A 25,325-nucleotide genomic window follows, 5' to 3' on the forward strand; every position below is an offset into this window, starting at 1 on the left:
AGGGAGTCGGCACCATCGGCGCGCCGCCCCACGAGCCGTCCCCGATGTGAGACGCGCGTGTCACCATGTGGTCCTCTCCGACCCGAAGGGACCACCCGTGAGCACCGCCCCCTCCCCCGCGCCGACGCCCGCCGGGCGCGACGACGCCCCGTCGACACCGCCGCACTCGATGGGGCGCATCGCCGTGGCGAGCCTCATCGGCACGACGATCGAGTTCTACGACTTCTACGCCTACGGCATCGCGGCGGCCCTCGTCCTCAACGCCGCGTTCTTCCCGACCCTCGACGAGACGGCCGGCACCCTCGCCGCGTTCTCGACGTACGCCGTCGCCTTCGTCGCGCGTCCCGTCGGCTCGATCGTCCTCGGGCACTGAGGCGACCGGGTCGGCCGGAAGTCCGTGCTCATCGTGTCGCTGCTCATGATGGGCCTGTCGACCGTGCTCATCGGCCTGCTGCCCGAGTACTCGACGCTCGGGGTCGCGGCCGCCGCGATCCTCGTCGTGCTCCGGTTCATCCAGGGCGTGGGCCTCGGCGGCGAGTGGGGCGGCGCGGCCCTCATCGCCGTCGAGCACGCCCCGCCCGGCAAGCGCGGCTTCTACGGGCTCTTCCCGCAGCTCGGCCCGTCGATCGGGTTCATCCTCGCCAACGGTGTCTTCCTCGTCGCGCGCCTCAACATGGACGCCGAGGCCTTCCGCTCGTGGGGGTGGCGGGTGCCGTTCATCGCGAGCATCGTGCTCGTCCTCGTCGGCCTCTGGGTCCGGGTCCAGATCGCCGAGACCTCCGTCTTCGCGGAGGCCGCCCGCCGCGAGTCGCTGTCGCGGATCCCCGTCCTCGACCTCGTCCGCCACGAGTGGAAGCACCTGCTCCTCGGCGCCGGGATCATGATGATGCAGTACACGCTCTTCTACACGGCGACGACGTACTGCCTGTCGTACGGCACGAAGACGCTGAAGATCGAGCAGGTGACGATGCTGACGATCACCATGCTCGCCGTCCTCGCGCTCGCGGCGGGGACGCTCGTCAGTTCCCCGCTGTCGGACCGGGTGGGCCGCCGCCGGGTCCTGGCCGTCTCGGCCGCCCTCGGGGTCGTCTGGGGGCTCGTCATGTTCCCCCTGATCGACACGGGCCACTACGCCCTCATCTGGCTCGCCCTCGCGGGTGCCCTGCTCGTCATGGGCCTGACGTTCGGGCCGATGGCCGCCTACCTGCCCGAGCTGTTCCCGACCCGCTACCGCTACTCGGGAGCGGGCCTCGCCTACAGCCTCGGCGGGATCCTCGGCGGGTCCCTGCCGCCCATCGTCGCCACGTGGTTGCAGGCGCGGTGGGGCTCGGGCAGCGTCGGCGTGTACGTCGCGGCCGTCGCCGTGATCTCGCTGCTGTGCACCCTCGCCGCCCCCGAGACCGTCGACCGGTCCCTGGAGGACGAGCCGGTCGCGGCCTGACACGCGACCTGCGACGAAAGACGGTTGCCGGGCAGGTCGACGGCGGGCCAGGCTGACCGGACCAGCGCGGGGCGGCGGGCGCCCCGGCGGACGGAGGGGGTCGCGCATGTCGCAGGGATACGGCTGGTTCGCCTACGCGCCGGGCTCGGAGGAGACGTTCGCCGGGGGTGCCGGGCCGTCAGGGCCCTCAGTGCCGTCAGGGCGGCCCGGGCCGTCGGGGCGTCCCGACCCGGGACGCCGCCCGGAGCTCGCCGACGTCGGGCGCCTCGCGCGGCGCGGCCTCGACGTCGCGGTCAAGGCGGCGCGCGCGAACGAACAGCCGAGCGTCGCGCGCTTCGTGCGCGACCACCTCGGCGGCGACGCCACGGCCGCCGAGATCGCCGACGAGCGGTGGGCGCCGTACGAGGGCGTCAACGTGCAGCGGGCCGTCGACGCCTGGCTCGCCGCGTCGCCGCAGCGCCGCCACGAGCTCATCGGCCTCCCCACGGGGATGCCGGAGATGGGCCTGGCGGAGTTCATGACCGAGTCGAACCCGTACGGGATGCCGACGCCGACGCCGACGAACGTCGCCCGGGTCAACCTGACGAGCGGCCCCGACGGGGAGTCGCTGCCGTGCGTGCGCGCCGGCCTCTACCTCGTCGAGGAGGGCGAGGTGCGCACCGCGATCGCGGTGCGCCAGGCGTCGCCGCAGCGCGGGCTCGACAAGACGGTCGTCGAGGTGGTCTCGACCGATCCCGACGCGCCGGTGCGCGTCACGGCGCAGCTGCGGCGGCTCGCCGACGAGCTCAACGTCTACCGCGGGCACGTGCTCTCGTTCGCGCAGAACATGTTCGCCTTCGGCGACAGCGCCCTCACCTTCCACCCGCGCCCGGCCCTGACCCGCGACGACCTCGTCCTCGACGACGAGCTGCTCGCCGGCATCGAACGCCAGGTCGTCGGGGTCGCCCGGCACCGCGCCGCCCTCCTCGCCGCCGGGCAGCACCTCAAGCGCGGCCTGCTGCTCTACGGCCCGCCCGGCGTCGGCAAGACGCACACGATCCGCTACCTCACGAGCCGCCTGCCCGACACGACCGTCGTCATGATCAGCGGGGAGGCGCTCGAGGCGATCGGCCTCGCGTGCTCCGTGGCCCGCTCGCTGCAGCCGTCGGTCGTCGTCGTCGAGGACGTCGACCTCATCGCCGAGGACCGCGGCATGCACCCCGGGCAGCACCCGCTCCTCTTCCAGCTCCTCAACGAGATGGACGGCCTCTCGGGCGACTCCGACGTCGCGTTCGTCCTCACGACGAACCGTGCCGACCTGCTCGAGCCGGCGCTCGCGGCCCGCCCCGGGCGCATCGACCAGGCCATCGAGCTGGAGCTGCCGGACCTGTCCGCGCGGCGCCGCCTCTTCGACCTCTACCGCGGGCGGCTGCGCATCGAGGCGGCGGAGTCCGACATCGAGGAGGCGTTGCAGCGGGCGGAGGGCGTGACCGCGTCGTTCCTCAAGGAGCTCCTGCGCCGCGCCGCGCTCTACGCCGCCGAGCGCGCAGCGGGCGCCGGCGGCGACCACGGTGCCGACCCGGCAGGGGGCATCGTCGTCACGGCCGACGACCTGCGGGCGTCCGTCGACGACCTCCTGTCGAGCCGCAACCGGATGACGCGGGTCATGCTCGGGTCCGAGGAGGGCCGGACGCGCCCGGACGACGCGGACCCGCCGTGGGGTGTGCCCGTGCAGGACGGGTGGGACGCCTGACGCGGCACCGGGTCGCCGGCCGCCCGCGTCAGGCGCGCAGGTGCTCCCGCGCGACGTCGGCGGCGAGGCGACGCAGGAGGGGCGCGGCGTCGCGCATGCACACGGCCGGGTCGGGCTCGAGGTCGGTGAGCGCGTGGACGGCCTCGATCCCCGAGGCCGCGACGTCGGCGGGCGACAGCAGCGACCGGCCGCACACGGCCACGACGGGCACGCCCGCGCGGGCCGACGCCTTCGCCACCCCGGCCGGGGTCTTGCCCAGCAGGGTCTGCTCGTCGAGCGACCCCTCGCCCGTGACGACGAGGTCGGCTCCCGCGACGAGCGCGTCGAAACCCACGAGGTCGAGGAGGAGGTCGATGCCGGGCCGCATCGTCGCGCCGAGCACGGCGAGGCACGCGTACCCCACGCCGCCCGCGGCGCCGGCGCCCGGTCGCTCCGTGTCGTCGCGGCCGGTCGCCTCGGTGACCAGCCGCGCGTAGCGGGTCAGCGCGATCTCGAGCTCGGCGCGCTGCGCGGCGTCGGCCCCCTTCTGGGGCGCGAAGATCGCCACGCACCCGCGCTCGCCGAGCAGGGGGTTGTCGACGTCGCCGGCGAGGGTCATCGTCGCCTCCGCCAGGCCCGGGTGCAGTCCCGTGAGGTCGACCCGGTCGAGTCGGGCGAGCGCGGCGCCGCCCGGAGGCAGGTCGTCGCCCGCCGCGTCGAGCAGGCGCGCCCCGAGGGCCGCCAGCATCCCGGCGCCGCCGTCGGTGGAGGCGCTGCCGCCGATCCCGACGACGATGTCCCGCAGGCCGGCGTCGAGGGCGGCGACGAGCACGTCGCCCAGCCCGCGGCTCGTCGCGTCCATCGGCGCGAGCCCGGCGTCGCCGAGGCGGACGAGGCCGCAGGCGTCGGCCATCTCGACGATGACCCGGTCCCCGCGGACCGCGTACGCGGTCTCGACGGGCTCGCCGAGCGGCCCCGCGGCGGTGACCGGCACGCGCGCGAACCCGGCCGTGACCGCCGCGTCGAGCGTGCCGTCGCCGCCGTCGGCCACGACGAGGGTGTCGACGTCGAGGGCGGGAATCGTGTCGCGCAGCCCGTCGGCGATGAGGTCGAGGACCTGGGTCGCCGTCAGCGAACCCTTGAACTTGTCGCACGCGACGATCACGCGCTGTGCCTGCGGTTCCATGTCGGCTCCTTCGTCGGTGTGCCGGGCGGCGGCCCCGGGAGAACCCCGTGACAGGACACGTGGCGGAGCACGTGAGCAGCCTAGGAGACGCCGGCCGGGAGGCGGGCTGCGAACGCGGCCCCGCCCGGACCCCGTCGCGTCCGACCTGTGCAATCGTGCCCGCGCGGCCGGCCAGGGCTCTAGCCTGGTCCGTGCCCCGCACGTCCGGGGGCCACCAGACGAAGGAGTCCCCCGCATGGCGCTCGCGCACCGCCTCGACCGACTGGGCACGGAGACGGCGTTCGCCGTCTCCCTCGCCGCCGCGCAATGGGGGGCGAAGGGCCACCGGATCTATCCCTTCCACCTCGGTGACATCGACCTGCCCACGCCGTCGACGGTCGTGGAGGCCGCGACGCAGGCGATCGCCGACGGCAAGACGGGGTACTGCCCCGGCGCGGGGGTCCTCCCGCTGCGGGAGGCGCTCGCCGACGACACCAACGCCCGCCGGGGCACGGCGTACACGCCCGAGAACGTCGTGGTCCAGCCCGGCGGCAAGCCGGTCATCACGAAGTTCCTCCAGGCCGTGATGAACGAGGGCGACGAGGTCCTCTATCCCAACCCCGGCTTCCCCATCTACGAGTCGCAGATCGAGTACCTCGGCGGCGTCGGGAAGGCCTACGGCTACGTGCCCACCGAGGCGGGGTTCGTCATCGACCTCGACCACGTGAGGGCGATGATCGGGCCGCGGACGAAGGCGATCATCTACAACGACCTGCAGAACCCCATCTCGGCGGAGTCGACCGACGCCGAGCGCGAGGCCGTCGCCCGGCTCGCGATCGAGCACGACCTGTGGGTCCTCTCCGACGAGGCGTACTTCGAGATGCGGTACTCGGGGCAGAGCACGAGCATCGCGTCGCTGCCGGGGATGGCGGAGCGCACGGTCATCCTCTACACGTTCAGCAAGAAGTTCGCGATGACCGGGTGGCGGCTGGGCGCCGCGATCGCCCCGCCCGAGATCGCCGCCGTCATGGCGACGATGAACACGAACAACGAGTCGTGCACCACGCACTTCGTCCAGTACGCCGGCGCGGCCGGCCTGCGGTGCGACCAGAGCGAGGTCGCCGCGATCCTGCAGGTCCTGCGCGGGCGCCGGGACGCCGCGTTCGACGTCATCTCCACCATCGACGGCGTCCAGCTCGCGAAGCCGGAGTCGACGTTCTACCTGTTCCCCGACGTCACCGACGCCATGGGTCGGCGCGGCTTCACCGACGTCGACGCGTTCGCGACCGCCGCCCTGCACGCCACCGGCGTCTCGTTCTGCACCCGCAACCACTTCGGCCGCCCGCAGCCGGGCGAGGATCGCGCGTACGTGCGCTTCGCGTACTCCGGCCTCCCGGAGGCCGACATCACCGAGGGGCTCGGGCTTCTCAAGGCATGGATCGAGGAGAGCGCCTGATGGCCAGGGTCGTCGTCACCAACCGCATCCCGACGGAGGCCGTCGACCTGCTGCGGACCGAGCACGACGTGTGGACGTGGGACGGGGACGAGCCCATGGACCGTGCCACCGCCCTGCAGCGGATCGAGGGCGCGGACGCGATCCTCACGCTGCTCACCGACACCGTCGACGACGCGTTCCTCGCCGCGGCCGGACCGCAGCTCAAGGTCGTCGCCAACGTCGCGGTCGGCTACAACAACGTCGACGTCGAGGCGTGCGAGCGCCGCGGGATCGTCGCCACGAACACGCCGGGCGTGCTCACCGACACGACCGCCGACACCGCCTTCGGGCTCGTCCTCATGGTCACCCGCCGGTTCGGCGAGGCCGAGCGGCTGGTCCGCTCGGGGCGGCCGTGGGCGTGGGGCATGGAGTTCATGCTCGGGACCGGCCTGCAGGGCAAGACGATCGGGATCGTCGGGCCGGGTGCGATCGGCATCGCCACGGCCCGCCGGGCGCGGGCCTTCGGGATGGACGTCGTCTACTCCGGGCGCAGCCCGATGGAGCCGGCGGCCGAGACGGAGCTCGGCGCCCGACGGGTGTGCTTCGACGAGCTGCTGGCGACCGCCGACGTCGTCTCGCTGCACTGCCCGCTGGTCCTGCACGGACCCGACGCGACCCATCACCTCGTGGACGCCGCCGCCCTCGCGAAGATGAAGCCGACCGCCTACCTCGTCAACAGTGCCCGCGGGCCGGTCGTCGACGAGGCCGCGCTCGTCGCCGCGCTCGAGGCGGGCACCATCGCGGGCGCGGGGCTCGACGTCTTCGAGGAGGAACCGACGATCCACCCGGGACTGCTCGACCGCGAGGACGTCGTGCTCCTGCCCCACCTCGGCTCGGCCACGGTCGAGACCCGGACCGCCATGTCGGTGCTCGCCGCGCAGAACGCGCTCGCGGTGCTCGCCGGGCGGGCGCCCGAGAACCCGGTGACCCGGGACTGACCTGCGGCGCCCCGGCCCGGGCCCGTCGGCTCCCGTCAGTCGGACTCGGGGGCCGGTGCGGCCGCGCGGGCGCGTCCGGCCAGGCCGTCGACCACCGCGTGGTCGAGGTCGTCGGGGGCGGCGCCGACCAGCGCGTGCAGGTAGAGGCCGTCGCCCACGAGGGTGACGAGCCGGGCGAGCACGGGGTCGTCGAGGTGACGCGCGAGGGCGTCGGACCACAGGCCGAAGGAGTCGACGACCGCCCCCTCGACGTCGACGCCGGGCGTGCCCACGAGCCGCAGGGCCGTGAGCAGGGCCGCGGTGTAGTCGCCGCCGGCGTCGGAGGAGCTGCGCAGGTACCCGCTCACGAGGTCGTCGCCGCCGCTCTCCCACCCGGCGATGTCGGCCGCCGCGTGCGCGCGCAGCCGTTCGAGAAGGCCCGCGAACAGGGCCTCCTTCGTCCCGAAGTGGTAGAGCAGCCCGCCCTTGCTCACGCCCGCGCGCGCCGCGACGGCGTCGAGGGTGGCGCCGGCCGGACCGGCCTGCGCCACCTGCGCCTGGAGCGCGTCGAGGATCCGCTCGCGGGTCTGGCTCATCCCTCGACCTTGCCACACGGGCGTGCTCGCGCCCGGTGCGCGGGCCGGGTTGCGCACATGGGAAGGGCGACAGCCCCTTTCGCGTTGCTACTGTACCGTCTGGACGGTTGATCGGCCGTCCGCAGCCCCGAGACGCCGAAGGAGGCGAGACCGATGACCACCGACCTCTCGATCCACCGCAGCAGCGGGCGACCGGACGCTCCGCGTCCGACCCGCACCACCACCCCCCGCACGCCGGGCCCCCGGGCCGGGATCCGCGAGTGGACGGCGCTCGTCGTCCTCATGCTCCCGGTGCTCGTCATCACGCTCGACAACACGGTGCTCTCGTTCGCGATCCCGCAGCTGTCGGCGTCGCTCGAGCCGACGTCGACGCAGCTGCTGTGGATCATCGACGTTTACCCGCTGTGCCTCGCGAGCCTCCTCGTGACGATGGGCCTGCTCGGGGACCGTCTCGGGCGCCGGCTGCTCCTGCTCGTCGGGGCCGCCGGGTTCGGCGTCGTGGGGCTGTACGCCGCGTTCGCGCCGAGCGCCGAGCACCTCATCGCCGCGCGCGCCCTGCGGGGCGTGTTCGGGGCGACGCTCATGCCCTCGACCCTGTCGCTCCTGCGCAACCTCTTCCACGACGCGGGCCAACGGCGTCTCGCCATCGCGATCTGGGGATCGGGCTTCGCGGGCGGCTCGGCCATCGGCCCGATCGTCGGCGGATGGCTCCTCGACCACTACGCGTGGGGTTCGATCTTCCTCTTCACGCTGCCGCTCATCGCGGTACTGCTCGTGGCCGGGCCCTTCCTCCTGCCCGAGTCCCGCCGGCGCGGCGGGGGCCGGATCGACGTCCCGGGCGTGGTCATGTCGCTGCTCGCGATGGTCCCGTTCGTCTTCGGGATCAAGGAGTTCGCCCTGCACGGCCCGTCGGCGCTCGCGTTCGGCATGCTCGCGCTAGGCGTGGTCGTCGGTGTCGCCTTCGCGCGGCGCCAGCTCGCTCTCGCCGAGCCGCTGCTCGACGTGCGCCTGTTCACGCACCCCGTGTTCACCGCGTCGATCGTCGGCAACTTCTTCTCGATCTTCGCCTTCGCGGGCCTCGTGTTCTACCTGTCGCAGTATCTGCAACTCGTCCTGGGTCTGGACCCCATGCACGCCGGGACGCACCTGCTGCCGGGCGCCCTCGCCTCGATCGTCGCGGGGCTGCTCGCCGTGCGTCTGGCGCGGGCGTGGCCGCTGCGGGTGCTCGTCCCGGCCGGGATCGCCGTGTCCACCGGCGGGTACGCCCTCGCCGCCACCCTGCACACGAGCACGCCCGCGCTCGTCATCGTGTTCGTGTTCGTGCTCGTCGGAGCCGGGGTGGGGCTGGCCGAGACGCTGACGAACGACGCGATCCTCGCGAGCGTGCCCGCCGAGCGGGCGGGCGCCGCCTCGGGCATCTCGGAGACGGCGTACGAGCTCGGATCCGCCCTCGGCGTCGCGATCCTCGGCAGCACGCTCGCCGCGACGTACCGGGGCGCGCTCGAGCTGCCCGCCGGCGTGACGGGCGCCGCCGCCGACCAGGCCCGCGAGACCCTCGCGGGCGCCGCCGCCGCCGCGCCGACCCTGCCGCCGGCCACGTCGGAGGCGCTGCTGGGCGCGGCCCGCGGGGCGTTCATGAGCGGGGTGGAGCTCACCTCCGGGGTCGCCGCGACGGTCACCGGCCTCACCGCGATCGTCGTCGCGGTGCTCCTGCACCGGGCGGAGGGGCGCGGGATCAGCGGCACCTGAGCCGGGCGACCGTCCTTGCCGATGAGCGCCAGTTCCCGCGCGCGCGACGACGTCATCACCACCGCGGACGACCCGGACAGCGCCTCGGGCTCGTCCGCCACCCAGCAGTGGCTCAGCCACGTGGTGTGAGGCGCAAAGCGTCAGGTGTGGCGGATCATGTCGAGGGGGTCACCCTCGTAGTCGGGCGCGTCTGGCGGTAGCAGGTCCACGAGCTGGGTGGCCAGGCCGAAGCGACCGACGAGCTCCGACGCCATCGCGTGGATGGCGCGGTGTACGTCCTGGGGGTTCGTGTCACGGGTGAACTCGGTGTGCCCGTAAAGGGGCCCGGGCGTCGTCCGGGTGTTCGTCACCTGCAGGAGGTCGCCCGTCTCGTCGTCGAGGGTGTAGTACGTGAGCGGGACGCCGGGGCGCTCGTGGGCCACCTCGAAGACGACGTCGATCGGGCCGAAGTAGCCGAGCTCGAGGGCGGAGGCGAGCGCGAGGACGTAGGCGTCGGCGACGAGCGCTTCGGCGTCGGTGAGCAGCACCCCGCCCGGCCGGGCGACGCCGTCGTCGAAGACGTCGCTGCGGGTGAACCCCACCGCGACGACGCCGGCGATCCCGAGGCCGATCGTCAGCTCCAGGTGGGGGCGGTGTCGCTGCCCAGGGTGATCAGCTCGTACTGGTCCTCTGTGCGCATGTCGTAGCCGGCGGGGAGGAATCCGACGGCACCGCTGGGGAACTGGACGGTCGTCGTCGCGGCGTGGAGCACGGAGCGGATGCGCTCGGGACCGAACCCCTCCTGCTCCGGCGGGACGCCGCGCAGGTGGGCAGCGCCGATGAGCCACGGCCGCACGTTCGCGTCGACGGCCCCCGCCGCCCCGGCCAGCGCGAGGTCGAGCATGTCGGTCATGGGAGTCCTGCTTTCGGTGCGGCGGCGATGAGGTCGGATCGAGTACCACATCGACCACACACCGCACAACCCAAGGCCGGAGTGGCCTCCGGATTCACTTGTGCTGTGCGGACGCTCGCCCAGAACGCGTCTTGAACGGCCGCACCCACGTGGGGGTTCGCGTCGTCCGCCACCCCAGCCGCGGGGCGCACCGCCGCGTCCGTCGGCCGCTTGCGAGCCCTCCGTCGCGCTGACCGCCGCTCGCCACGAAGGGGCCCGGCGCCGCAAGAACCATATCGGCCGGGTCGACCACCGCACGACGAGCGCCACAGGCAAGGACGCGCTGGTCAGCGGGTTTCTGGGCTCGACCCTCACTCGTCGACCCGGCCAGAATGGTTCTTGGTGTCACCGCAGCGACCTTGGCGAGGAGCGCGGCCCGTCGACTCAGCAGTCGTAGGAGTCGATCGCCGCGACCTTCTCGGCCGACGCCGAAGACGTGTCGAACTCGTAGCCGAGCCACTCCTTCGCGAGCCGGCGGGCGAGCTCGATGCCGACGACGCGCTGGCCCATGCACAGGACCTGGCAGTCGTTGGACAGGACCGAGCGCTCGACGGAGAAGCTGTCGTGCGCGGTCACCGCGCGGATGCCCTTGACCTTGTTCGCGCTGATGGCGACGCCGAGGCCGGTGCCGCAGATGAGGATCGCGCGGTCGGCCTTCCCGTCGGCGACCATCTTCGCGGCGTCGACGGCGATGTGCGGGTACGCGGTGTGCCCGTCGGCGTCGACGCCTACGTCGAACACCTCGCTCACGCGGTCGTCGGCCTCGAGGTCGGCCTTGATGCGCTCCTTGTAGTCGTAGCCGGCGTCGTCGCAGCCGACGACGACCTTCCAGGTGCGGGCCATGTCCGTTCTCCTTCGTTCGTGTCGTGTCATGTCGTGGGGGCCGTGGCGCGTCGCCGGCGGCGGCGCGCGCTCGATGCCATTGTCCCGCTCGCGCCCGGTCGCGGACGCGGCGGGGAGGGCGCCCGGCGATCAGCCGCCCAGGGCCTCGCCGACGACGCGGGCGCACATCGCGAGCGACGTGGCCCCCGGGTCGGGGGTGCCGACGCTGCGCTCGGCCAGCGGGCGCGCCCGGCCCACCTTGGGCGTGAGATCGGCGGTCTCCTGCGCCTTCGTGACGGCCACCTGGGCGGCCTTGCCCCACGCGTCGGCCAACGACGTGCCGCCGCTCACCTCCGACTCCAACGTGTCGACGAACGGCAGGAGGGCGTCGAGCATCGTCTTGTCGCCGGGCTCGGCCTTGCCGAGGCTGCTCATGCGGTCGGCGGCGGCGCGGACCGCGGCGGCCACCATCTCGGGCGTCACCTCGCCGGTCACGTCGCCGATCGACTCCCCGCCGGACCGCAGGGCCGCGCCCCACAGCACGCCGGAGGTGCCGCCGGCCTTGCCCGCCCACGCGTCGCCCGCCGCGCCGAGCAGCCCGGCGACGCCGGCCCCCTCCTGCGCGGCGTCCTTCGCGGCGGCGAGCGCGTTCGTCACGCCCTTGACCATGCCGCGGCCGTGGTCGCCGTCGCCGGCGACCGAGTCCATCTTCGCGAGGTCGGACTCGGCGTCGGCGATCGCCTTTTCCATCGCCTCCAGGGCGGTGACGACCTGCGCCGCCGCGGCCTTCGACGCCTCCGAGCCCGGGGACACCTCGGCCTTGAGGTCGTCCTCGGTGAGCTCGGCCCGGCGCGGCCCGGACTGCTTCGCGCCGGCGACGCTGCCCTTGCGGTAGGCGGGGGTGTCGGCGGGAGCCGTCCAGTACCCCTCGAGCTCGTCGTCGAGGAAGACGAGCGTGAGCGAGATGCCGGCCATGTCGAGGCTCGTCACGAGCTCGCCACACTCGGGCTCGACGATCGTGAAGCCGCGCTCGCGCAGCAGCCTGGCGACCGTCGTCCAGACGACGAACAGCTCCTCGTACTTCGTCGCGCCAAGCCCGTTGAGGATCGCCCCGACCCGCTTGGTCGAGCCCTCCGGCTCCTCCGCGAGGACCCGGTCGACGAGGAGTTCGGCCAGCTCGGAGGCGCGGGGCAGGTCCTCCTCCGCGATGCCGGGCTCGCCGTGGATGCCGAGGCCGACGCCCATCTTGCCCGCGGGCACGTGGAAGAGCTTGTCGTCCTCGCCCGGCATCGTGCAGCCGTCGAGGCCGACGCCCATCGTCCGAGTGCGGTCGTTCGCCTTGCGCGCCAGGCGCTCGACCTCGTCGAGGTCGCACCCGTCGTCGGCGGCCGCGCCGGCGACCTTGAAAACGACGAAGTCGCCGGCGATGCCGCGCCGCTTGTGGGCGTCCTCCACCGGGGCGCTGGCGACGTCGTCGGTGACGTAGACGTTGCGCGTGGGGATGCCCTCGGCCTCGAGGCGCTCCTTCGCGAGGTCGAAGTTCATGACGTCGCCGGCGTAGTTGCCCGTGCTGAACAGCAGCCCGCCGCCGCCGCTCGCCGCCGCCTTGCCCACGTGGTACGCGTCGAGCGTCGAGGGCGACGTGAAGATGTTGCCGACGACCGCGCCGTCGGCGAAGCCGGGGCCGACGACGCCGCAGAACGCCGGGTAGTGGCCCGAACCGCCGCCGACGACGACGGCGACCTTGCCCTCGCTGGGCTCCTGGGCGCGGACGACACCGCCGGGCACGCCCGTGACGTACTGCGGGTAGAGGTCGAGGAACCCGGCGAGGGCGTCCTCCATGAAGGTGGTCGGGTCGTCGTACAGGTGCGTCATGTCGGTCCTTCGTCGTCGAGGGGTCGGCTGGTCATCAGGGTGGTGCGAGGGGTCAGCGGATGGTGTATCCGCCGTCGACGAGCAGGTCGGCGCCGTTGATCATCCCGGCGGCGCGCGAGGCGAGGAAGGCCGCCGCGGCGGCGATCTCCTCCGGCTCGGCGAAGCGCTCCACCGGGATCTGCGCCTTGAGGGCCTCGCCCTTCTCGTTGTCCCAGGCGGCCCGCCCCAGCGGCGTGAGCACGACGGTCGGGGACAGCGAGTTGACCGTAATCCCGCGCGGCCCCCACTCGGAGGCGAGCACCTTGGTCAGGCCGAGCACCCCGAACTTCGAGGCGCAGTAGGCGAGGTGGTCGGGCAGGGCGACGGTCGCGGCCTGCGAGGCGAGGTTGACGATGCGGCCGCCGCCGCGCTCGAGCATGCCCCGCCCGAACTCCTGGCAGGCGGTGAACGTGCCGGTCAGGTTGACGTCCAGGGTGAGCTGCCAGTCGCTCGGATCGAGATCCTCCGCCGGGGCCAGTCGCACGACCCCGGCGCAGTTGACGAGGACGTCGACCCCGCCGGTCGCCGCGTCGGCGGCCTGCGCGGCCGCCGCGACCGAGCCCCGGTCGGTGACGTCGCACCGCACGGCGTGCGCGCGGGACCCGAGGTCGGCGACGAGCGCCTCGCACGCCTCCGTCTGCACGTCGAGCGCGACGACGGTGGCGCCCTGGGCGTGGACGTAGCGGGCGACGGCGTCGCCGATCCCGGACGCCGCGCCGGTGACGGCGACGACGCGGCCGGTGAGATCGACCGAGAGGTCGGAGACGTCTGCGGTGGTGGGCATGGCCACTCCTTCCGGTCCGCTCGAGGCGGGGTCAGTGCTTGCGGGCACCCGGCTCGTCCTCGGGGACGCGCAGGTGGTCGACCATGACGAACGCGCACGCGTAGAGGGCGACGAACGTCCACACGACGGCGCTGTTGGCGGCGAACCCGGTGAGCCCGAAGAGGCCGCACACGTTGAGCACGATCGCGACGACCCCGGCGCCGAGGAAGTACGCCCCGCCGGCCGCGGTCGTGTACATGGCCATCGCGGCGCCCTTGTGCTCGGGGTGGAGCGCGGGCATGATCGCGCCCATCGGCACGAACCCGGCGAGCAGGATGCCGAAGACCATCCCGGCCAGCACCGAGACGACGAAGCCCCAGGTCGAGCCGGCCGGCACCAGGTGCGGGACGTACCACCAGAGCAGCAGCCCGATCGCGGAACCGAAGACGCCGCACCAGCGCACCGTCTGCCGCCAGCCGAACCGGTCGCCGATCGCGCCGAACATCGCGTTGAACAGGATGTTGCCCGCGTAGACGCAGACGGTCATCGTCAGCCACCGCGCCTGGCCCCAACCGAGGTCGTCGGCGATGACGGCGGGCAGGATGATGAACATCCCGAACTCGGGCGCCGTGTTGATGAGGCGGACGAGGAAGCCCTGCAGGATCTTGCGGTCGCGGATCGTCAGTCGCAGCCCGGCGCTGAGCACCTCACCGGCGCTCTCGCCCTCGGGTGCGATGCGGCGGTTGCCGTTGTCGGCGCGCACGCCGAACCACGCGATGAGGAAGCCCGCGACGACGAGCGCGATCGACGCCCACATCGCCCCGGTCTCGCCGGTCGTGCCGCCGCCGAACGCCGGGATCGCGCCGATGGCGAAGAGCGAACCCAGCGTCGGAAGCCCGCCGGTGAACATGACGTAGAACCAGCCGACAGCGGTGCCGTTGCGCTCGACGGGGGTCGTGATGTTGACCCAGACGAGGAACGCGAACGCGAAGAGCGGGAAGCCGAAGCCCCGCAGGAAGTACATCGCGCCGGTGAACCACAGGTTCCCCGTCTGGATCGCGAGGAGGAAGCCCACCTCGAAGACGACCCAGATGACGAACCCAAGGAGCATGACCCGCTTCGGGCCGAACAGGTCCGACAACGCGCCCGAGAGGTAGCTCGCGACGAGCACGGCGAAGCTGTAGCAGCCGATGATGACGGCGACCGTCGCCTCCGTCGACCCCAGGACGGCCACGAGGTGGGGCGTGACGAAGTTCGACTCCACGCCGTTGCCCGTCATGAAGACGAGGACGCCGAGGAAGCCCCACCTCAGGACGTGGGGGATGCCGATGCGGTCGAGGAAGGTCTCGGGACCGGAGTCGCCGATGTGGTGGGTCGTGGTGAGGTGCGAGTCGCTCATGTGGAGGTGGTTCCTTGTCGTCGCGAGATGGGGTGCGGGTCCGGTCGGGACCCGCACCCCCGTGCGGGGCTCTCAGCGCAGGCGGTCTCCCGTCTCGGCGTCGAAGAGGTAGACCCTCTCCGGGGGTGCGGTGAAGGTGAGGGCGTCGCCACCGCTCCAGGCCTGGCCGGACGGCGTCTGCACGACGAGCCGCTCGTCCACGCCGGGGACGACGACGGTCGCGAGGCCGTACTCGAGGAGGTCCTCGAACACGGCGACCTCGCCGCGCAGGCCACGCTCCACGCCGGTGACGCAGTCGGGCGGCCGCATGCCGACGACGACCTTCCTGCCGTCGGCCGGCGTCGACGCCGCGGGCACGAGCGTGTCGTCGCCGACCCGCACGGTCACCCGCCCGCCGTCGCGGCGCACGACGCCGGGGAACAGGTTGATCCCGGGCTCGCCGACGAAGTCGGCCACGAACTGGTTGGCCGGGTCGTCGAACAGCTCGTCCGGGGTGCCGAACTGCTGGATGATGCCGCCGTTCATCACCGCGATCCGGTCCGAGAGCGACAGCGCCTCGAGCTGGTCGTGCGTGACGACGATCGTCGTGTAGCCGAACTCGCGCTGGAGCAGCTTGAGCTCGCGGCGCACCCGCTGCCGCGCGGACGCGTCGAGGTGGCCGAGGGGCTCGTCGAGCAGGAGCACCGGGGGCTGACGGATGAGGGCGCGGGCGAGCGCGACCCGCTGCTTCTGCCCGGAGCTCAGGCTCGCCGGACGCAGGTCGAGCAGCTCGGTCATCTCAAGCCGGCGGGCGAGGTCGTCGACCTGCGCCTCGGCGCCCGCGACCTTGCGGGCCTTGAGCCCGTACGCGAGGTTCTCGCGCACGTTCAGCGGCGGGTAGAGCGCGTAGCTCTCGAAGCCGACGCCCACGTTGCGCTTGCCCGGCGGCAGGTCGTTGATCCGCCGGTCGCCGATGAGGATGTCGCCGGAGGTGATGGTCTCGAGGCCGGCGATCATCCGCAGCGTCGTCGTCTTCCCGCAGCCCGACGGGCCGAGCAGGGAGATGAGCTCGCCGGGGCGGATGTTCATGTCCATGCCCTTGACGGCCTCGAACGTCTCGCGGCCGCGGGACGCGTAGACCTTCCGCACGTTGCGGATGGTCAACGCCTGCGGTTCGGTGCGGCCGGCACCGCGCCGCGGGGTGGCGTGGCCGCCCGCGCCGGCGGGGATCGTCGCTGCGGTGCTCACTGGTGGGCCTCCTCGGGCATGGGGGCGGAGTGTCGTCCGAGCGCGGACCCCAGGCGGGGCGCCGCCCGGTGGACGCGCGCCTCGCCGTCGTCCGCGGCGGTCGACGCACCGTCGAAGACGTGGACGTCGGCGAGGTCGATCTGGACGGTGACCTCCGAGCCCTCGGGCGCGGCGTGGTCGGAGTCCTCGACGACGATGAGCTGCCCGTCGCCCACGTGGACGTCGAGCTCGACCTGGCGCCCGAGGCGCTCGGCGAGGAGGACCCGGCCGGGCAGCCGCAACCACCGGTCGCCGCCGGGCCGGTGCCCGCGGTCGATCTCGAGCTCGCTCGGGCGGATGCCGAGCTGCACGGTCTGCCCGTCGCGCAGGCCGAGATCCGCCGGCGCCGGGAAGGATCCGGCCCCGCCGAGGAACTCGATCCGGCCGCCGCGGACGGCACCCGGCAGGAGGTTCATCTCCGGTTGGCCGAGGCTCGTCGCCACGAACGTGTCGACGGGCGTGCGCCACACCTCCTCGGGCGTGCCGATCTGGACGAAGCGCCCCTCCCGCAGGATCGCGATGCGGTCCCCGAGGGCCAGCGCCTCCTGGTAGTCGTGCGTGACGTAGATCGTCGTCGTGCTCGAGCTCTGGGCGATCTGCTTGAGCTCGGCCCGCATCTGGGCGCGCAGCTTGGCGTCGAGGTGACTCAGCGGCTCGTCGAGCAGATAGATGTCGGCCGGCCGGACGAGCACCCGGCCGAGCGCCGTCCGCTGACGCTGACCGTTGCTCAGCTCCCGGGGCAGACGCTGCTGCAGGTGGTGGATGCCGAGCGTCGACGTCACGGCGTCGATGCGTTTCTGCTGCTCGTCCTGGGAGAACGACCCGGACCGGCCCGAGCGCAGCGGCGACGCGAGGTTCTGCGCGACCGTCTTCTGCGGGTACAGCGCGTAGCTCTCGAACGCCATGGCGACGTTGCGGTGGTAGGGCTCGACGCCGGTCATGTCGACGCCGTTGATGCTCACCTGGCCGCCGTCGATGTCGACGAGCCCCGCGATCGACTTGAGCGTCGTCGTCTTACCGGCACCCGAGGGGCCGAGGATGACGAAGAACTCTCCGTCACCGACGTCGATCGTCATGTCGTCGACCGCGACGGTCGAGCCGTAGGTCTTGCGCACTCCGCGCAGGGAGAGGGTGCCCATCAGCCCTTCACCGCCCCGAAGCTCAGGCCCTGGACGAGGTAACGCTGGATCGTCAGGGCGAGGACGAGCGGCGGGAGGGCGCCGATGAGCGCCGCGGCCGCCGTGAGGTTGTAGTACGCCTGGCCGCCGCCGCCGAGGAACTTCGTGATGGCGACCGTGACCGTCGAGGCCGCGGTGTCGGACAGGATGAGCGGGAAGACGTAGTTGTTCCACGCGAAGATGAACGACAGCAGCGCCGCGGCGGCGATGCCGGGCCGCACGAGCGGCAACGCGACCATCGTGAACGCCTTCCGGCGCGTGTAGCCGTCGAGCAGGGCCGCCTGTTCGAGGTCTTCCGGCATGTCCTCGAAGTAGGACCGCAGGATCCACACGATGAGCGGCATGGTGACGAGCTGCAGGACCCAGATCATGCCGAACACGGTGTCGAAGAGCCCGATCTGCGTGTAGATGACGAACAGCGGCACGATGACCATGAGCTCGGGGGCGAAACGGAAGCTCAGCATGTTGAACATGAGGTCTTCGCTGCCCTTGAACCGGTAGCGGCCGGCCGCGTAGGCGGCGGGGATGCCGATGAGCAGCGAGACGAGCACGGCGCCGCCGCAGTTGAGGATGCTCATGAGGATCGCGGACTTGAAGTCGACGCTCGTGAGATCGGTCCCCCGCTGGCTGAGCACGGTGCCGAAGTTCTCGAGCGTGGGGCTGAACGCGAAGTAGGTGCTCGTCTGCTGGGCGTCGTTCTTCAACGCGAGCAGCAGCATCCACAGGATGGGGAACAGCGCGAAGACGAACCAGGCGACGATGGCGATGTCGGCGAAGATGGCGCCGGGCGTGAGTCGCTTCTGCCCGGGCTTGAGTTCGGTGGCCATCGGTCTACTCCTCCGCTCCGGCGGCGCGCCGCTGGGCCTTGCCCAGGACGCCCACCAGGTACTTGGCCGTGATGAAGACGAGGATCCACAGCAGGAACATGTACGTGCTGCCGCGGGAGAAGTTCTGGAAGATGATCGAGTCCTCGTAGGCGCCGATCTGGAGCGTGCGGGTCGCGAGGCCGGGGCCGCCGGCGGTGAGCACGAAGATGTGGTCGAAGGCCTTGAGGCAGTCCATGAAGCGGAAGATGACCGCGACGAGGATGTAGGGCCACATCATCGGCAACATGAGGCGGCGGAACATGTACCACCATCCGGCGCCGTCGACGTCGGAGGCCTCGAACGGCTCCCGGGGCAGCGATCGGATACCGGCGAGCACGAGGATCGCGACGAACGGCGTGTAGATCCAGACGTCGACGAGGATCGAGCTCGCGAGGGCCGTGTCCTTGCTCAGCCAGTCGAACGTGCCGAGGCCGAAGACGTGGTTGAGCACCCCGAACTGCGGGTTGAACATGAGCTTCCAGATCGTCGCCGCGATGACCGGCGCGATCATGAGCGGCAGGATGAGGACCCGCTCGAAGATCTTGCCGACGAAGCTGCTGCGGTTGAGCAGCAGCGCGATGACGACGCCGAGGACCGTCTCGATGACGGTGGCGGCGACGGCGAAGATCGCCGTGACGCGGACCGAGGCCCAGAACTGCGGGTCCTTGAGCACGCTGGCGAAGTTCGCGAACCAGACGACGTGCGGCTCGGGGTTGCTCGCCGTGTAGTTGAGGATCGAGTAGTAGGCCCCGAGGACGAACGGGTAGAGGATGCCGATGACGACCACGAGGGCCGGCACCGAGAGCAGGTAGGGCCGCAGCTTGCGGGCCCGGTCCGACACCTTCGGCGGGGCGCCGCGGCGGCGGGAGCCGTCCGGGCCGTCGGGGCCCGCCGGGCCCGGCCCACCGGGCGAGCTCTGGGCGGTCGCGGTGCTCACGACGCCCTCCTTTCGGTCTGGGGGTGCACGAACGGTCGCCGCATCAGACGTTCACCTTGGCCTCGGCCGAGGCCGCGTAGTCGCGCAGGCGGGAGGCCGCGTCGTCGCCTCCGTAGATGTCCTGCAACGCGACCGACCAGTCCTGGGTGGTCTGGAAGAACTGCGTCTGCGGGGTGAACTGGATCTTGCTGGAGCCGACGACCTTCTCGAAGGCGTCGAGATATCCGGGGAAGGCGCCGAGCGTCTGCTTGAACGTGCTGTCGAAGACCGACTTGCGCGTCGGGTCGGCGAACGCCGTCCCGACGGCCTTGCTCATCGCCTCCTTGCCCGTGGCCCACTGGATGAACAGCCAGGCCGCGAGCTTGTTCTTGCTCGCGGCGTTCATCGCGAGCGACCACGTCCACAGATTCGTGGCGTAGCTGCCGTCGGGGCCCGCCGGGCCGGCGTACCAGGCGAGGTTGCCCGCCTCCTTGCTGGCGCCCGGCTTGTTCTTCGGGTACGTCGCGGAGTCGGCGTCGTAGCACATCATCGCGTTGCCGTTGCCCAGGTCACGGGTGCAGTCGGGGTATTCATACGTCGTCCACGACGCCGGCCCCGCCTCGCGGGCGAGGTCGACCCACGCCTTCTGGAACTCGATCGCCTGCTCGCTCGCCATGCCCGCGACGAGGCGCCCGTCCTTGACCTCGTAGTCCTTGCACCCCATGCGGGAGTACTGCGTGATGAACCCGGGGTGGATCGTCGCCCACGACTTGCTCCCGCGGAACGCGACCCCGTAACGGCCCTCGTTGCGGTCGGTGAGGTCGCGGGCGAGCTGCTGGAAGTTGCCCCAGTCCTCGGCGGGCTTGATGCCCTTGGCGTCGAAGTACGCCTTGTTGTAGGCGACGACGTTGTTCTCGAAACCCCACGGAATGGCCCATTGACCACCTGTGCCGAGAGGGCTGCCGGGCGTGAAGTCCCAGCTCGTGGACGTGCGCAGGCCTTCGTAGATGTCCTCGAAGTCGTACTCGTCGCTCGTGGCCGCCGAATTGGCGATCCAGGGCTTGAGGTCCTCCATCCAGCCGGGCGGCCCGTACTGCCAGATGAAGTAGGCGCCCACCATGAAGACGTCGTGGGAACCGGACCCGCCGGCGAGCTCGGTGTTGAGCTTGGTGAAGTAGGAACCCTCGGGCACGAGGTCGGCGACGACCTGGATGCCGGTGAGCTCGGTGAACTCCTTGAGCAGGGGCTGGAAACTCTGCTGGTACGGGTGCGGTGTCTGCAGGATGCGCACCGTCTGCCCGGACAGCTTCTTCCAGTCGAAGGAGCCGGTGATCTCGGAGGCGCCGTTGGGGTGGCGCTCCCCGCCACCGACCCCGCAGGCCGAGAGCGACGGGAGCACCGTCGATCCCAGCCCGACGAGGCCGGCGGCCTTGAGCATGTCGCGGCGGGAGAAGCCGCGGGAGGGGGAGGTCATGGAAGTGGTGAACCTGTCACTGGCCGGGGATGAGGCTGACCTTGATCGACTCCTTGCCGGAGGCGACCATGTCGAGGCCCTTCTGGAACTCCGAGAGCGGGAGCTGGTGGGTGCAGATCTCCTCCAGCGGGAGACGACCCTCCTCGATGAGCCGGATCGCGCGGGGCCACGTGTTCTGGCCGAGGTGCGCCCCGAGGACGTTGAGTTCCTTGTCGTCGCTGATGATCGACCAGTCGACGGCGACGTCCTCCTTGAAGACCGAGTACTCGACGAAGGTGCCGAGCTTGCGGAGCATGTTGAGGCCCTGGATGACGGCGCTCGGGTGGCCGGTGCCCTCGATGTAGACGTCGCAGCCGTAGCCGTCGGTCATCTCGCGGACGATGGCGAGCGCGTCCTCCTTCGCGATGTTGATGGTGCGCGTCGCGCCCGTCTTCTTCGCGATCTCGAGCTTCCGCTCGTCCATGTCGAGGGCGATGATCTGCGCCGGCGACTTGGCCGCGGCCCCCGCGATCATGCTCAGGCCGATCGGACCGGCGCCGGCGATGACGACGACGTCCTTGAACTGCAGGTTCGCGCGCTCGATGGCGTGCAGCGCGCACGAGAGCGGCTCGGCGAACGCGGCGTGGGCCGGGGGGATGTCCTTGCTGATCTTGTGGACGAGGGAGTTCGTCGACACGACCATGTACTCCTCCATGCCGCCGGGGTTGGCGCGCTTGAAGCCGTACATGTCGTGCGGGGCGCACATGTGGTAGTTGCCCTCGTTGCAGTACTTGCAGTCCCAGCACGGGACGATCTGCTCGAGGACGACCCGGTCGTCGAGCTCGACGCCCCAGTGCTCGCGGGCCTCGTCGTCGAGGTCGATGACGCGGCCGGTGATCTCGTGGCCGGGCACGACGTCGGTCTCGGTCCAGGCCGGGCGGCTGTCGTCGCCCCAGAACTTCGCGGCGCCGTGCCAGCACTTGAGGTCGCTGGCGCAGATGCCGACGGCCTCCACGCGCAGCATCAGCTCGCCCGGGCCGCGCGTCGGCACGGGCAGGGTCTCGAGGCGGTAGTCCTTCGGGCCGTGCACGACGACGGCCTGCATGGTCTCGGGGAGGGTGGGGCCGGACTGCGTCATTGCTACTCCTGCAAGGGTTCGAGGACGACCACGCGGCTCGACCCCAGGGGAGGGCGCGACCACCGTGGTTGCGACGGCACGACCCTAGGGGAGGTCGTGCACAGATGTCCAGCACCTTTGTTCAGCACTTCTGTTCAGCCTCCGGCGTGCGCATACTGGCCGGTACGGGTCGACGGCGCCGCCGACCACGCCGTCGCCGTGAGGGGGATCCGTGACCGAGCCGCACCCGCCGGGCCCCGACGCGGGCCGCGGCCCGACGTCCCCCGTCGACCTCCTCTACGAGGCGGCCCGGCTCTACTACCTGCAGGACGCGACGCAGGCGCAGGTCGCCGCCACCCTGGGCACGAGCCGTCCCACGGTGAGCCGGCTGCTCGCGCAGGCCCGGGCCCGCGGCATCGTCCACATCGAGGTCCGCCATCCCGCGCAGGGCGACGCCGCCTCGCTGGCCCGCGAACTCGAGGAGGCCCTCGGACTCGACCGCGCCTGGGTGGTCCCCACGACGTCCGCGGCCTCGCTGGGAGCCGGCCTCGCCCCGGCGGTCGCCGAGGCGATCGCCGCCGCCGACCTGCGCCCCGGGGACGCGCTGCTCGTGTCGTCCGGGGCCACGGTGCACGCCGTCGCCCACGAGATCGCCGCCGAGCTCCCGGGGGTGGTCATGGCGCCGACCGTGGGCGGCCGGGACGAGCCGGAGGCCTACTACCAGACGAACGAGATCACCCGGCAGCTCGCCGTCACGTGCCGCGCGCAGCCCGTGTTCCTCTACGCGCCGGCCCTGCCCGGGGCGGGCCTGTACGCGAGCCTCATGGCCGACCCCTCCGTCTCCTCCGTCGTGCAGCTGTGGGGCCGGGCCCGCTGCGCCCTGCTCGGGATCGGCGCCCCTCCGGCCTCACGGACGTCACTGCCGTCCGTCATGCCCCGCGACGAGGAGTTCCTGCGCGCCGCGGTCGGGGACATCTGCGCCCGGCCGTTCGACCGCGACGGCACGCCCATCGAGTTCGAGGGAAGCGATCGGCTGGTCGCCATGCGGCTCGAGCAACTCCGGCGCGTCGACTTCTCGATCGCCATGGCCGCCGGGACGGAGAAGGTGCCCGCCATCCGCGCGGCCGCCACGGCGGGGTACGTCAACCGCCTCGTCACCGACCTCGAGACGGCGATCGCGCTCCTGAGCCGCGATGACACCGCCCAGAGATCGGCGCTGGACTGAGCCGGCCCGTCGCCGGTCCGACGACGACCGGCGCGATCGTGCCGCTGAACATCTCGCAGCCCGGCGTCCGCGCCGTAACGGGAGGAGGACGACCGATCACCACGCCGGGGCATACCGGCACCATCGTGCCGATCCGGGGTTGTGATGCGCCTCGCACGTGGGCAGACTGGCATACTGGCATGATCTTGCCGATAGGGCGGAGGGCCGATGACACTCGGGGCGGACGTCCGCGCGAGGCGCCGTGAACTCGGCCTTCTCCAGGTCGACGTGGCCGACATGGCCGTCGTCTCCGAGCGCTTCGTGCGCGAGCTGGAGCACGACAAGCCCACGCTCCGGCTCGACAAGGTGAGCGCGGTCCTCGATGTGCTCGGTCTCGAACTCCGGTCGCAGGTGCGTGGGGCCGGCGGATGACCCGCACCGATCCGCGGCGCGTCGATCTGGCCGAGGTGCACGCGCACGGGCGGGTGGCCGCCACGCTGCGCCGGCGCGACGGGGCCGTCGAGTTCCGGTACCACCCCGACTACCTCGATTCCGGGGGCCGACCGGTGGCGACCACGCTGCCGCTGACCGACGAGCCGGTCGTGACGATCGGGGGCGCCCTGCCACCGTTCTTCTCCGGGTTGCTGCCCGAGGGCAGGCGACTCTCGGCCTTGCGCGCGGCCGTGAAGACCTCCGCGGACGACGAGTTGTCGCTGCTCCTCGCCGTCGGGGACGACCCCGTCGGTGATGTCCGTGTCCGGCCCGCCGGCGCGGACCCCACGGGGCCGGACGCGTCGACGTCGTCGCTCGCCGCGAACGCAGACTGGTCCGACCTGGACTTCGTCGAGCTCGCCGGCTCCGCGGGGGTCGATCCGAGCGCCCTCGCCGGTGTGCAGGACAAGGTCTCGGGGCGCATGCTCACGCTGCCGCTCGTGCACGGCGGACGGTTCCACCTGCTCAAGCTCGATCCGCCGGAGTATCCGCACGTCGTCGACAACGAGGCGTTCTTCCTGCGCGTCGCCCGGCGCCTGCGGCAGCGGGTGGTCGAAGCGGAGGTCGTCCACGACCGCGAGGGGCGCCCGGGTCTGCTGGTCACCAGGTTCGACCGGGTCGCCGACGGCGACCGGATCCGGCGCTTGTCCGTCGAGGACGCGCGCAGCTGCTCGGCCGATACCCGGCGGACAAGTACGCGGTGACGACGGAGCACCTCCTCACCCGGATCGGCCAGGTGACCCCGGCGCGCGCGCCGGCCATGCGCGCCGTGCTCCAGCAGATCGCGCTCGCGTGGCTGACGGGCAACGGCGACCTGCACGCGAAGAACGTGTCGCTCATGCGCGACACCGAGTGGCGGGTGTCCCCCGTCTACGACATCCCCTCGACCCTGCCCTACGGCGACCACCGCCTCGCCCTCACGGTCGCCGGTCGCGACGACTCGCTCTCCCGCAAGCGCTGGCTCGAGCTGGCCGACCAGGTCGGTCTGGCACACCGCGCGGCCGAGCGCGCCCTCGACGAGGTTCTCGCGGCGACGACCGACCTCGACGAACACCTCGACGGTGCGTTCCCCATGGCGCCGCACGTCCTCCGTGACGTTTGGCGAGTCCTCCGCCGACGGCGCCAGGGTCTGATCGGCTGAACCGCGTTGCGGGTGGGTGACAGGATCGGTGCATGACCGACGACGTCCGGCGCCATCTGGCGCAGATCCCGGCCCTGACCGGGACCGCCCCGTCCCTCGACCTCGACGGTCTGCCCGACGACCCCATGGCGCTCTTCCTGACGTGGCTCGACCAAGCCGTCGACGCGGAGGTCGCCGAGCCGCGCACGATGACGCTCGCCACGGCCGGCGCGGACGGGCTCCCCGACGCGCGGATGCTCATCCTCAAGGACGCCGGCGAGCGCGGCTTCGCCTTCGCGAGCACCGCCTCCAGCCGCAAGGGCGCACAAGTGAGCGAGAACCCGGCCGCGGCCTTGAACTTCTGGTGGCAGCCCCAGGCACGCGCCGTGCGCGTACAGGGACCGGTGGTCGAGGCGGATGCGGCCGAGAGCGCCGCCGACCTGGCCGCCCGCAGCCCGGAAGCACAGTCGCTCGTGGCCGAGGGCGACTGGCGCCTGTGGTGGGTCCGGCCCGAGCGCATCGAGTTCTGGCAGGGCTCCCCCGACCGCAAGCACCTCCGGATCGTCTACACGCCCGACGACGCCGGTTGGCGCCACGACATCGGCCGCGCCGACGGGAGCTGAACCAGGCCCTGTTCCGACCCTGACGGCGGGGTGGAGCGGCCATCGCCTCGCCTCCGATGGCCCCTCCCGGCCTCGCCGAGGTTCGAGGAGATCGACGACGCCGCTCGCGGCCAGGCCGCCGCCTGAGTCGCCGGCCAGGCGTCAGGCCGGCGAACGACGGCGACGTGACCGCCCTCCCGCCACCCTC

The 25,325-nt window shown here is 72.2% G+C and carries 22 protein-coding genes and 2 pseudogenes; 10 read left to right on the forward strand and 14 right to left on the reverse strand.

Features of this window, described 5'->3' with window-relative positions; all coding sequences use genetic code 11:
* Positions 1-97: 97 nt before the first annotated feature.
* From ICW24_RS09365 to ICW24_RS09375, 3 genes and pseudogenes are all read left to right on the forward strand, one after another.
* On the forward strand, positions 98-373 hold the full coding sequence (locus ICW24_RS09365; RefSeq protein WP_226345458.1) for a hypothetical protein: 276 nt from the start codon (positions 98-100) through the stop codon (positions 371-373).
* 12 nt (positions 374-385) lie between these two features.
* Positions 386-1,441, forward strand: a pseudogene (locus ICW24_RS09370) (MFS transporter); the annotation flags it as partial.
* 106 nt (positions 1,442-1,547) lie between these two features.
* Entirely contained in the window at positions 1,548-3,173 is a 1,626-nt protein-coding gene (locus ICW24_RS09375; protein WP_226345460.1) for an ATP-binding protein, read from the forward strand.
* Between the two features lie 28 nt (positions 3,174-3,201).
* Here the strand turns inward: ICW24_RS09375 and ICW24_RS09380 are convergent, their stop codons facing one another.
* Positions 3,202-4,338: a glycerate kinase gene (locus ICW24_RS09380; RefSeq protein WP_226345461.1), complete on the reverse strand. Its 1,137-nt coding sequence runs from the start codon at positions 4,336-4,338 to the stop codon at positions 3,202-3,204.
* Between the two features lie 235 nt (positions 4,339-4,573).
* On the opposite strand from ICW24_RS09380, the gene ICW24_RS09385 reads away from it, so the two are divergent.
* A complete protein-coding gene (locus ICW24_RS09385) occupies positions 4,574-5,773 on the forward strand; it encodes a pyridoxal phosphate-dependent aminotransferase (RefSeq protein ID WP_226345462.1) in 1,200 nt (399 codons plus the stop codon).
* On the forward strand, positions 5,773-6,750 hold the full coding sequence (locus ICW24_RS09390; RefSeq protein ID WP_226345463.1) for a 2-hydroxyacid dehydrogenase: 978 nt from the start codon (positions 5,773-5,775) through the stop codon (positions 6,748-6,750). Before ICW24_RS09385 ends, ICW24_RS09390 begins: the two co-directional genes overlap by 1 nt.
* Positions 6,751-6,785: 35 nt before the next feature.
* Here ICW24_RS09390 and ICW24_RS19320 read toward each other — a convergent pair whose 3' ends face one another.
* Positions 6,786-7,325 (reverse strand): TetR/AcrR family transcriptional regulator, encoded by a 540-nt coding sequence (locus ICW24_RS19320; RefSeq protein ID WP_264176424.1) that lies wholly within the window; start codon positions 7,323-7,325, stop codon positions 6,786-6,788.
* Between the two features lie 153 nt (positions 7,326-7,478).
* Here ICW24_RS19320 and ICW24_RS09405 point away from each other — a divergent pair, with 153 nt between their 5' ends.
* On the forward strand, positions 7,479-9,074 hold the full coding sequence (locus ICW24_RS09405; protein WP_226345464.1) for an MFS transporter: 1,596 nt from the start codon (positions 7,479-7,481) through the stop codon (positions 9,072-9,074).
* A 140-nt stretch (positions 9,075-9,214) separates the two neighbouring features.
* Here the strand turns inward: ICW24_RS09405 and ICW24_RS09410 are convergent, their stop codons facing one another.
* The 12 genes from ICW24_RS09410 to ICW24_RS09465 all read right to left on the reverse strand — a co-directional run bounded on the left by ICW24_RS09410 (position 9,215) and on the right by ICW24_RS09465 (position 21,720).
* Positions 9,215-9,655, reverse strand: a complete 441-nt coding sequence (locus ICW24_RS09410; RefSeq protein ID WP_226345465.1) for a hypothetical protein — start codon at positions 9,653-9,655, stop codon at positions 9,215-9,217.
* Between the two features lie 32 nt (positions 9,656-9,687).
* Positions 9,688-9,966: a hypothetical protein gene (locus tag ICW24_RS09415; protein WP_226345466.1), complete on the reverse strand. Its 279-nt coding sequence runs from the start codon at positions 9,964-9,966 to the stop codon at positions 9,688-9,690.
* Positions 9,967-10,389: 423 nt separating this feature from the next.
* Positions 10,390-10,848 carry a ribose-5-phosphate isomerase gene (locus ICW24_RS09420; RefSeq protein WP_226345467.1) on the reverse strand — a complete coding sequence of 153 codons (459 nt, stop codon included), beginning with the start codon at positions 10,846-10,848 and terminating at the stop codon, positions 10,390-10,392.
* Between the two features lie 129 nt (positions 10,849-10,977).
* Positions 10,978-12,702: a dihydroxyacetone kinase family protein gene (locus ICW24_RS09425; RefSeq protein WP_226345468.1), complete on the reverse strand. Its 1,725-nt coding sequence runs from the start codon at positions 12,700-12,702 to the stop codon at positions 10,978-10,980.
* Positions 12,703-12,754: 52 nt separating this feature from the next.
* Complete coding sequence (locus ICW24_RS09430) at positions 12,755-13,525, reverse strand: GolD/DthD family dehydrogenase (RefSeq protein WP_226345469.1); 771 nt, start codon at positions 13,523-13,525, stop codon at positions 12,755-12,757.
* A 31-nt stretch (positions 13,526-13,556) separates the two neighbouring features.
* Complete coding sequence (locus ICW24_RS09435) at positions 13,557-14,903, reverse strand: RbtT/DalT/CsbX family MFS transporter (RefSeq protein WP_226345470.1); 1,347 nt, start codon at positions 14,901-14,903, stop codon at positions 13,557-13,559.
* 72 nt (positions 14,904-14,975) lie between these two features.
* Positions 14,976-16,130: an ABC transporter ATP-binding protein gene (locus ICW24_RS09440; RefSeq protein ID WP_226345471.1), complete on the reverse strand. Its 1,155-nt coding sequence runs from the start codon at positions 16,128-16,130 to the stop codon at positions 14,976-14,978.
* On the reverse strand, positions 16,127-17,308 hold the full coding sequence (locus ICW24_RS09445) for an ABC transporter ATP-binding protein (protein WP_226345472.1): 1,182 nt from the start codon (positions 17,306-17,308) through the stop codon (positions 16,127-16,129). The genes ICW24_RS09440 and ICW24_RS09445 overlap by 4 nt, the downstream gene beginning before the upstream one ends.
* On the reverse strand, positions 17,308-18,174 hold the full coding sequence (locus tag ICW24_RS09450; protein ID WP_226345473.1) for a carbohydrate ABC transporter permease: 867 nt from the start codon (positions 18,172-18,174) through the stop codon (positions 17,308-17,310). The genes ICW24_RS09445 and ICW24_RS09450 overlap by 1 nt, the downstream gene beginning before the upstream one ends.
* A gap of 4 nt (positions 18,175-18,178) precedes the next feature.
* On the reverse strand, positions 18,179-19,150 hold the full coding sequence (locus tag ICW24_RS09455; protein WP_226345474.1) for a carbohydrate ABC transporter permease: 972 nt from the start codon (positions 19,148-19,150) through the stop codon (positions 18,179-18,181).
* A 43-nt stretch (positions 19,151-19,193) separates the two neighbouring features.
* Complete coding sequence (locus tag ICW24_RS09460; RefSeq protein ID WP_226345475.1) at positions 19,194-20,603, reverse strand: extracellular solute-binding protein; 1,410 nt, start codon at positions 20,601-20,603, stop codon at positions 19,194-19,196.
* Between the two features lie 16 nt (positions 20,604-20,619).
* On the reverse strand, positions 20,620-21,720 hold the full coding sequence (locus tag ICW24_RS09465; protein ID WP_226345476.1) for a zinc-binding dehydrogenase: 1,101 nt from the start codon (positions 21,718-21,720) through the stop codon (positions 20,620-20,622).
* Between the two features lie 211 nt (positions 21,721-21,931).
* Here ICW24_RS09465 and ICW24_RS09470 point away from each other — a divergent pair, with 211 nt between their 5' ends.
* The 4 genes and pseudogenes from ICW24_RS09470 (at position 21,932) to ICW24_RS09485 (ending at position 25,138) form a co-directional block, all read left to right on the forward strand.
* Positions 21,932-22,924, forward strand: a complete 993-nt coding sequence (locus ICW24_RS09470) for a sugar-binding transcriptional regulator (RefSeq protein WP_226345477.1) — start codon at positions 21,932-21,934, stop codon at positions 22,922-22,924.
* A 207-nt stretch (positions 22,925-23,131) separates the two neighbouring features.
* The gene (locus ICW24_RS09475; protein ID WP_226345478.1) at positions 23,132-23,335 is read left to right on the forward strand and encodes a type II toxin-antitoxin system Y4mF family antitoxin; all 204 of its coding nucleotides are present in this window, start codon (positions 23,132-23,134) and stop codon (positions 23,333-23,335) included.
* Positions 23,332-24,536, forward strand: a pseudogene (locus tag ICW24_RS09480) (type II toxin-antitoxin system HipA family toxin). Before ICW24_RS09475 ends, ICW24_RS09480 begins: the two are co-directional and overlap by 4 nt.
* A gap of 32 nt (positions 24,537-24,568) precedes the next feature.
* Positions 24,569-25,138, forward strand: a complete 570-nt coding sequence (locus ICW24_RS09485) for a pyridoxine/pyridoxamine 5'-phosphate oxidase (protein ID WP_226345479.1) — start codon at positions 24,569-24,571, stop codon at positions 25,136-25,138.
* The last annotated feature ends 187 nt before the right edge of the window (positions 25,139-25,325 follow it).

Origin of the sequence: Agilicoccus flavus (assembly GCF_014857905.1) — a bacterium.
GTDB classification, from domain to species: domain Bacteria; phylum Actinomycetota; class Actinomycetes; order Actinomycetales; family Dermatophilaceae; genus Agilicoccus; species Agilicoccus flavus.

Excerpts from the sequence above, each read along its gene's own strand:
- ICW24_RS09425 (WP_226345468.1), bottom strand. The coding sequence starts at position 12,702 with ATGACGCACCTGTACGACGACCCGACCACCTTCATGGAGGACGCCCTC.
- ICW24_RS09445 (WP_226345472.1), bottom strand. The coding sequence starts at position 17,308 with ATGGGCACCCTCTCCCTGCGCGGAGTGCGCAAGACCTACGGCTCGACC.
- ICW24_RS09435 (WP_226345470.1), bottom strand. The coding sequence starts at position 14,903 with ATGAGCGACTCGCACCTCACCACGACCCACCACATCGGCGACTCCGGT.
- ICW24_RS09475 (WP_226345478.1), top strand. The coding sequence starts at position 23,132 with ATGACACTCGGGGCGGACGTCCGCGCGAGGCGCCGTGAACTCGGCCTT.
- ICW24_RS09380 (WP_226345461.1), bottom strand. The coding sequence starts at position 4,338 with ATGGAACCGCAGGCACAGCGCGTGATCGTCGCGTGCGACAAGTTCAAG.
- ICW24_RS09485 (WP_226345479.1), top strand. The coding sequence starts at position 24,569 with ATGACCGACGACGTCCGGCGCCATCTGGCGCAGATCCCGGCCCTGACC.
- ICW24_RS09465 (WP_226345476.1), bottom strand. The coding sequence starts at position 21,720 with ATGACGCAGTCCGGCCCCACCCTCCCCGAGACCATGCAGGCCGTCGTC.
- ICW24_RS09375 (WP_226345460.1), top strand. The coding sequence starts at position 1,548 with ATGTCGCAGGGATACGGCTGGTTCGCCTACGCGCCGGGCTCGGAGGAG.
- ICW24_RS09385 (WP_226345462.1), top strand. The coding sequence starts at position 4,574 with ATGGCGCTCGCGCACCGCCTCGACCGACTGGGCACGGAGACGGCGTTC.
- ICW24_RS09430 (WP_226345469.1), bottom strand. The coding sequence starts at position 13,525 with ATGCCCACCACCGCAGACGTCTCCGACCTCTCGGTCGATCTCACCGGC.
- ICW24_RS09390 (WP_226345463.1), top strand. The coding sequence starts at position 5,773 with ATGGCCAGGGTCGTCGTCACCAACCGCATCCCGACGGAGGCCGTCGAC.
- ICW24_RS19320 (WP_264176424.1), bottom strand. The coding sequence starts at position 7,325 with ATGAGCCAGACCCGCGAGCGGATCCTCGACGCGCTCCAGGCGCAGGTG.
- ICW24_RS09450 (WP_226345473.1), bottom strand. The coding sequence starts at position 18,174 with ATGGCCACCGAACTCAAGCCCGGGCAGAAGCGACTCACGCCCGGCGCC.
- ICW24_RS09420 (WP_226345467.1), bottom strand. The coding sequence starts at position 10,848 with ATGGCCCGCACCTGGAAGGTCGTCGTCGGCTGCGACGACGCCGGCTAC.
- ICW24_RS09405 (WP_226345464.1), top strand. The coding sequence starts at position 7,479 with ATGACCACCGACCTCTCGATCCACCGCAGCAGCGGGCGACCGGACGCT.
- ICW24_RS09415 (WP_226345466.1), bottom strand. The coding sequence starts at position 9,966 with ATGACCGACATGCTCGACCTCGCGCTGGCCGGGGCGGCGGGGGCCGTC.
- ICW24_RS09460 (WP_226345475.1), bottom strand. The coding sequence starts at position 20,603 with ATGACCTCCCCCTCCCGCGGCTTCTCCCGCCGCGACATGCTCAAGGCC.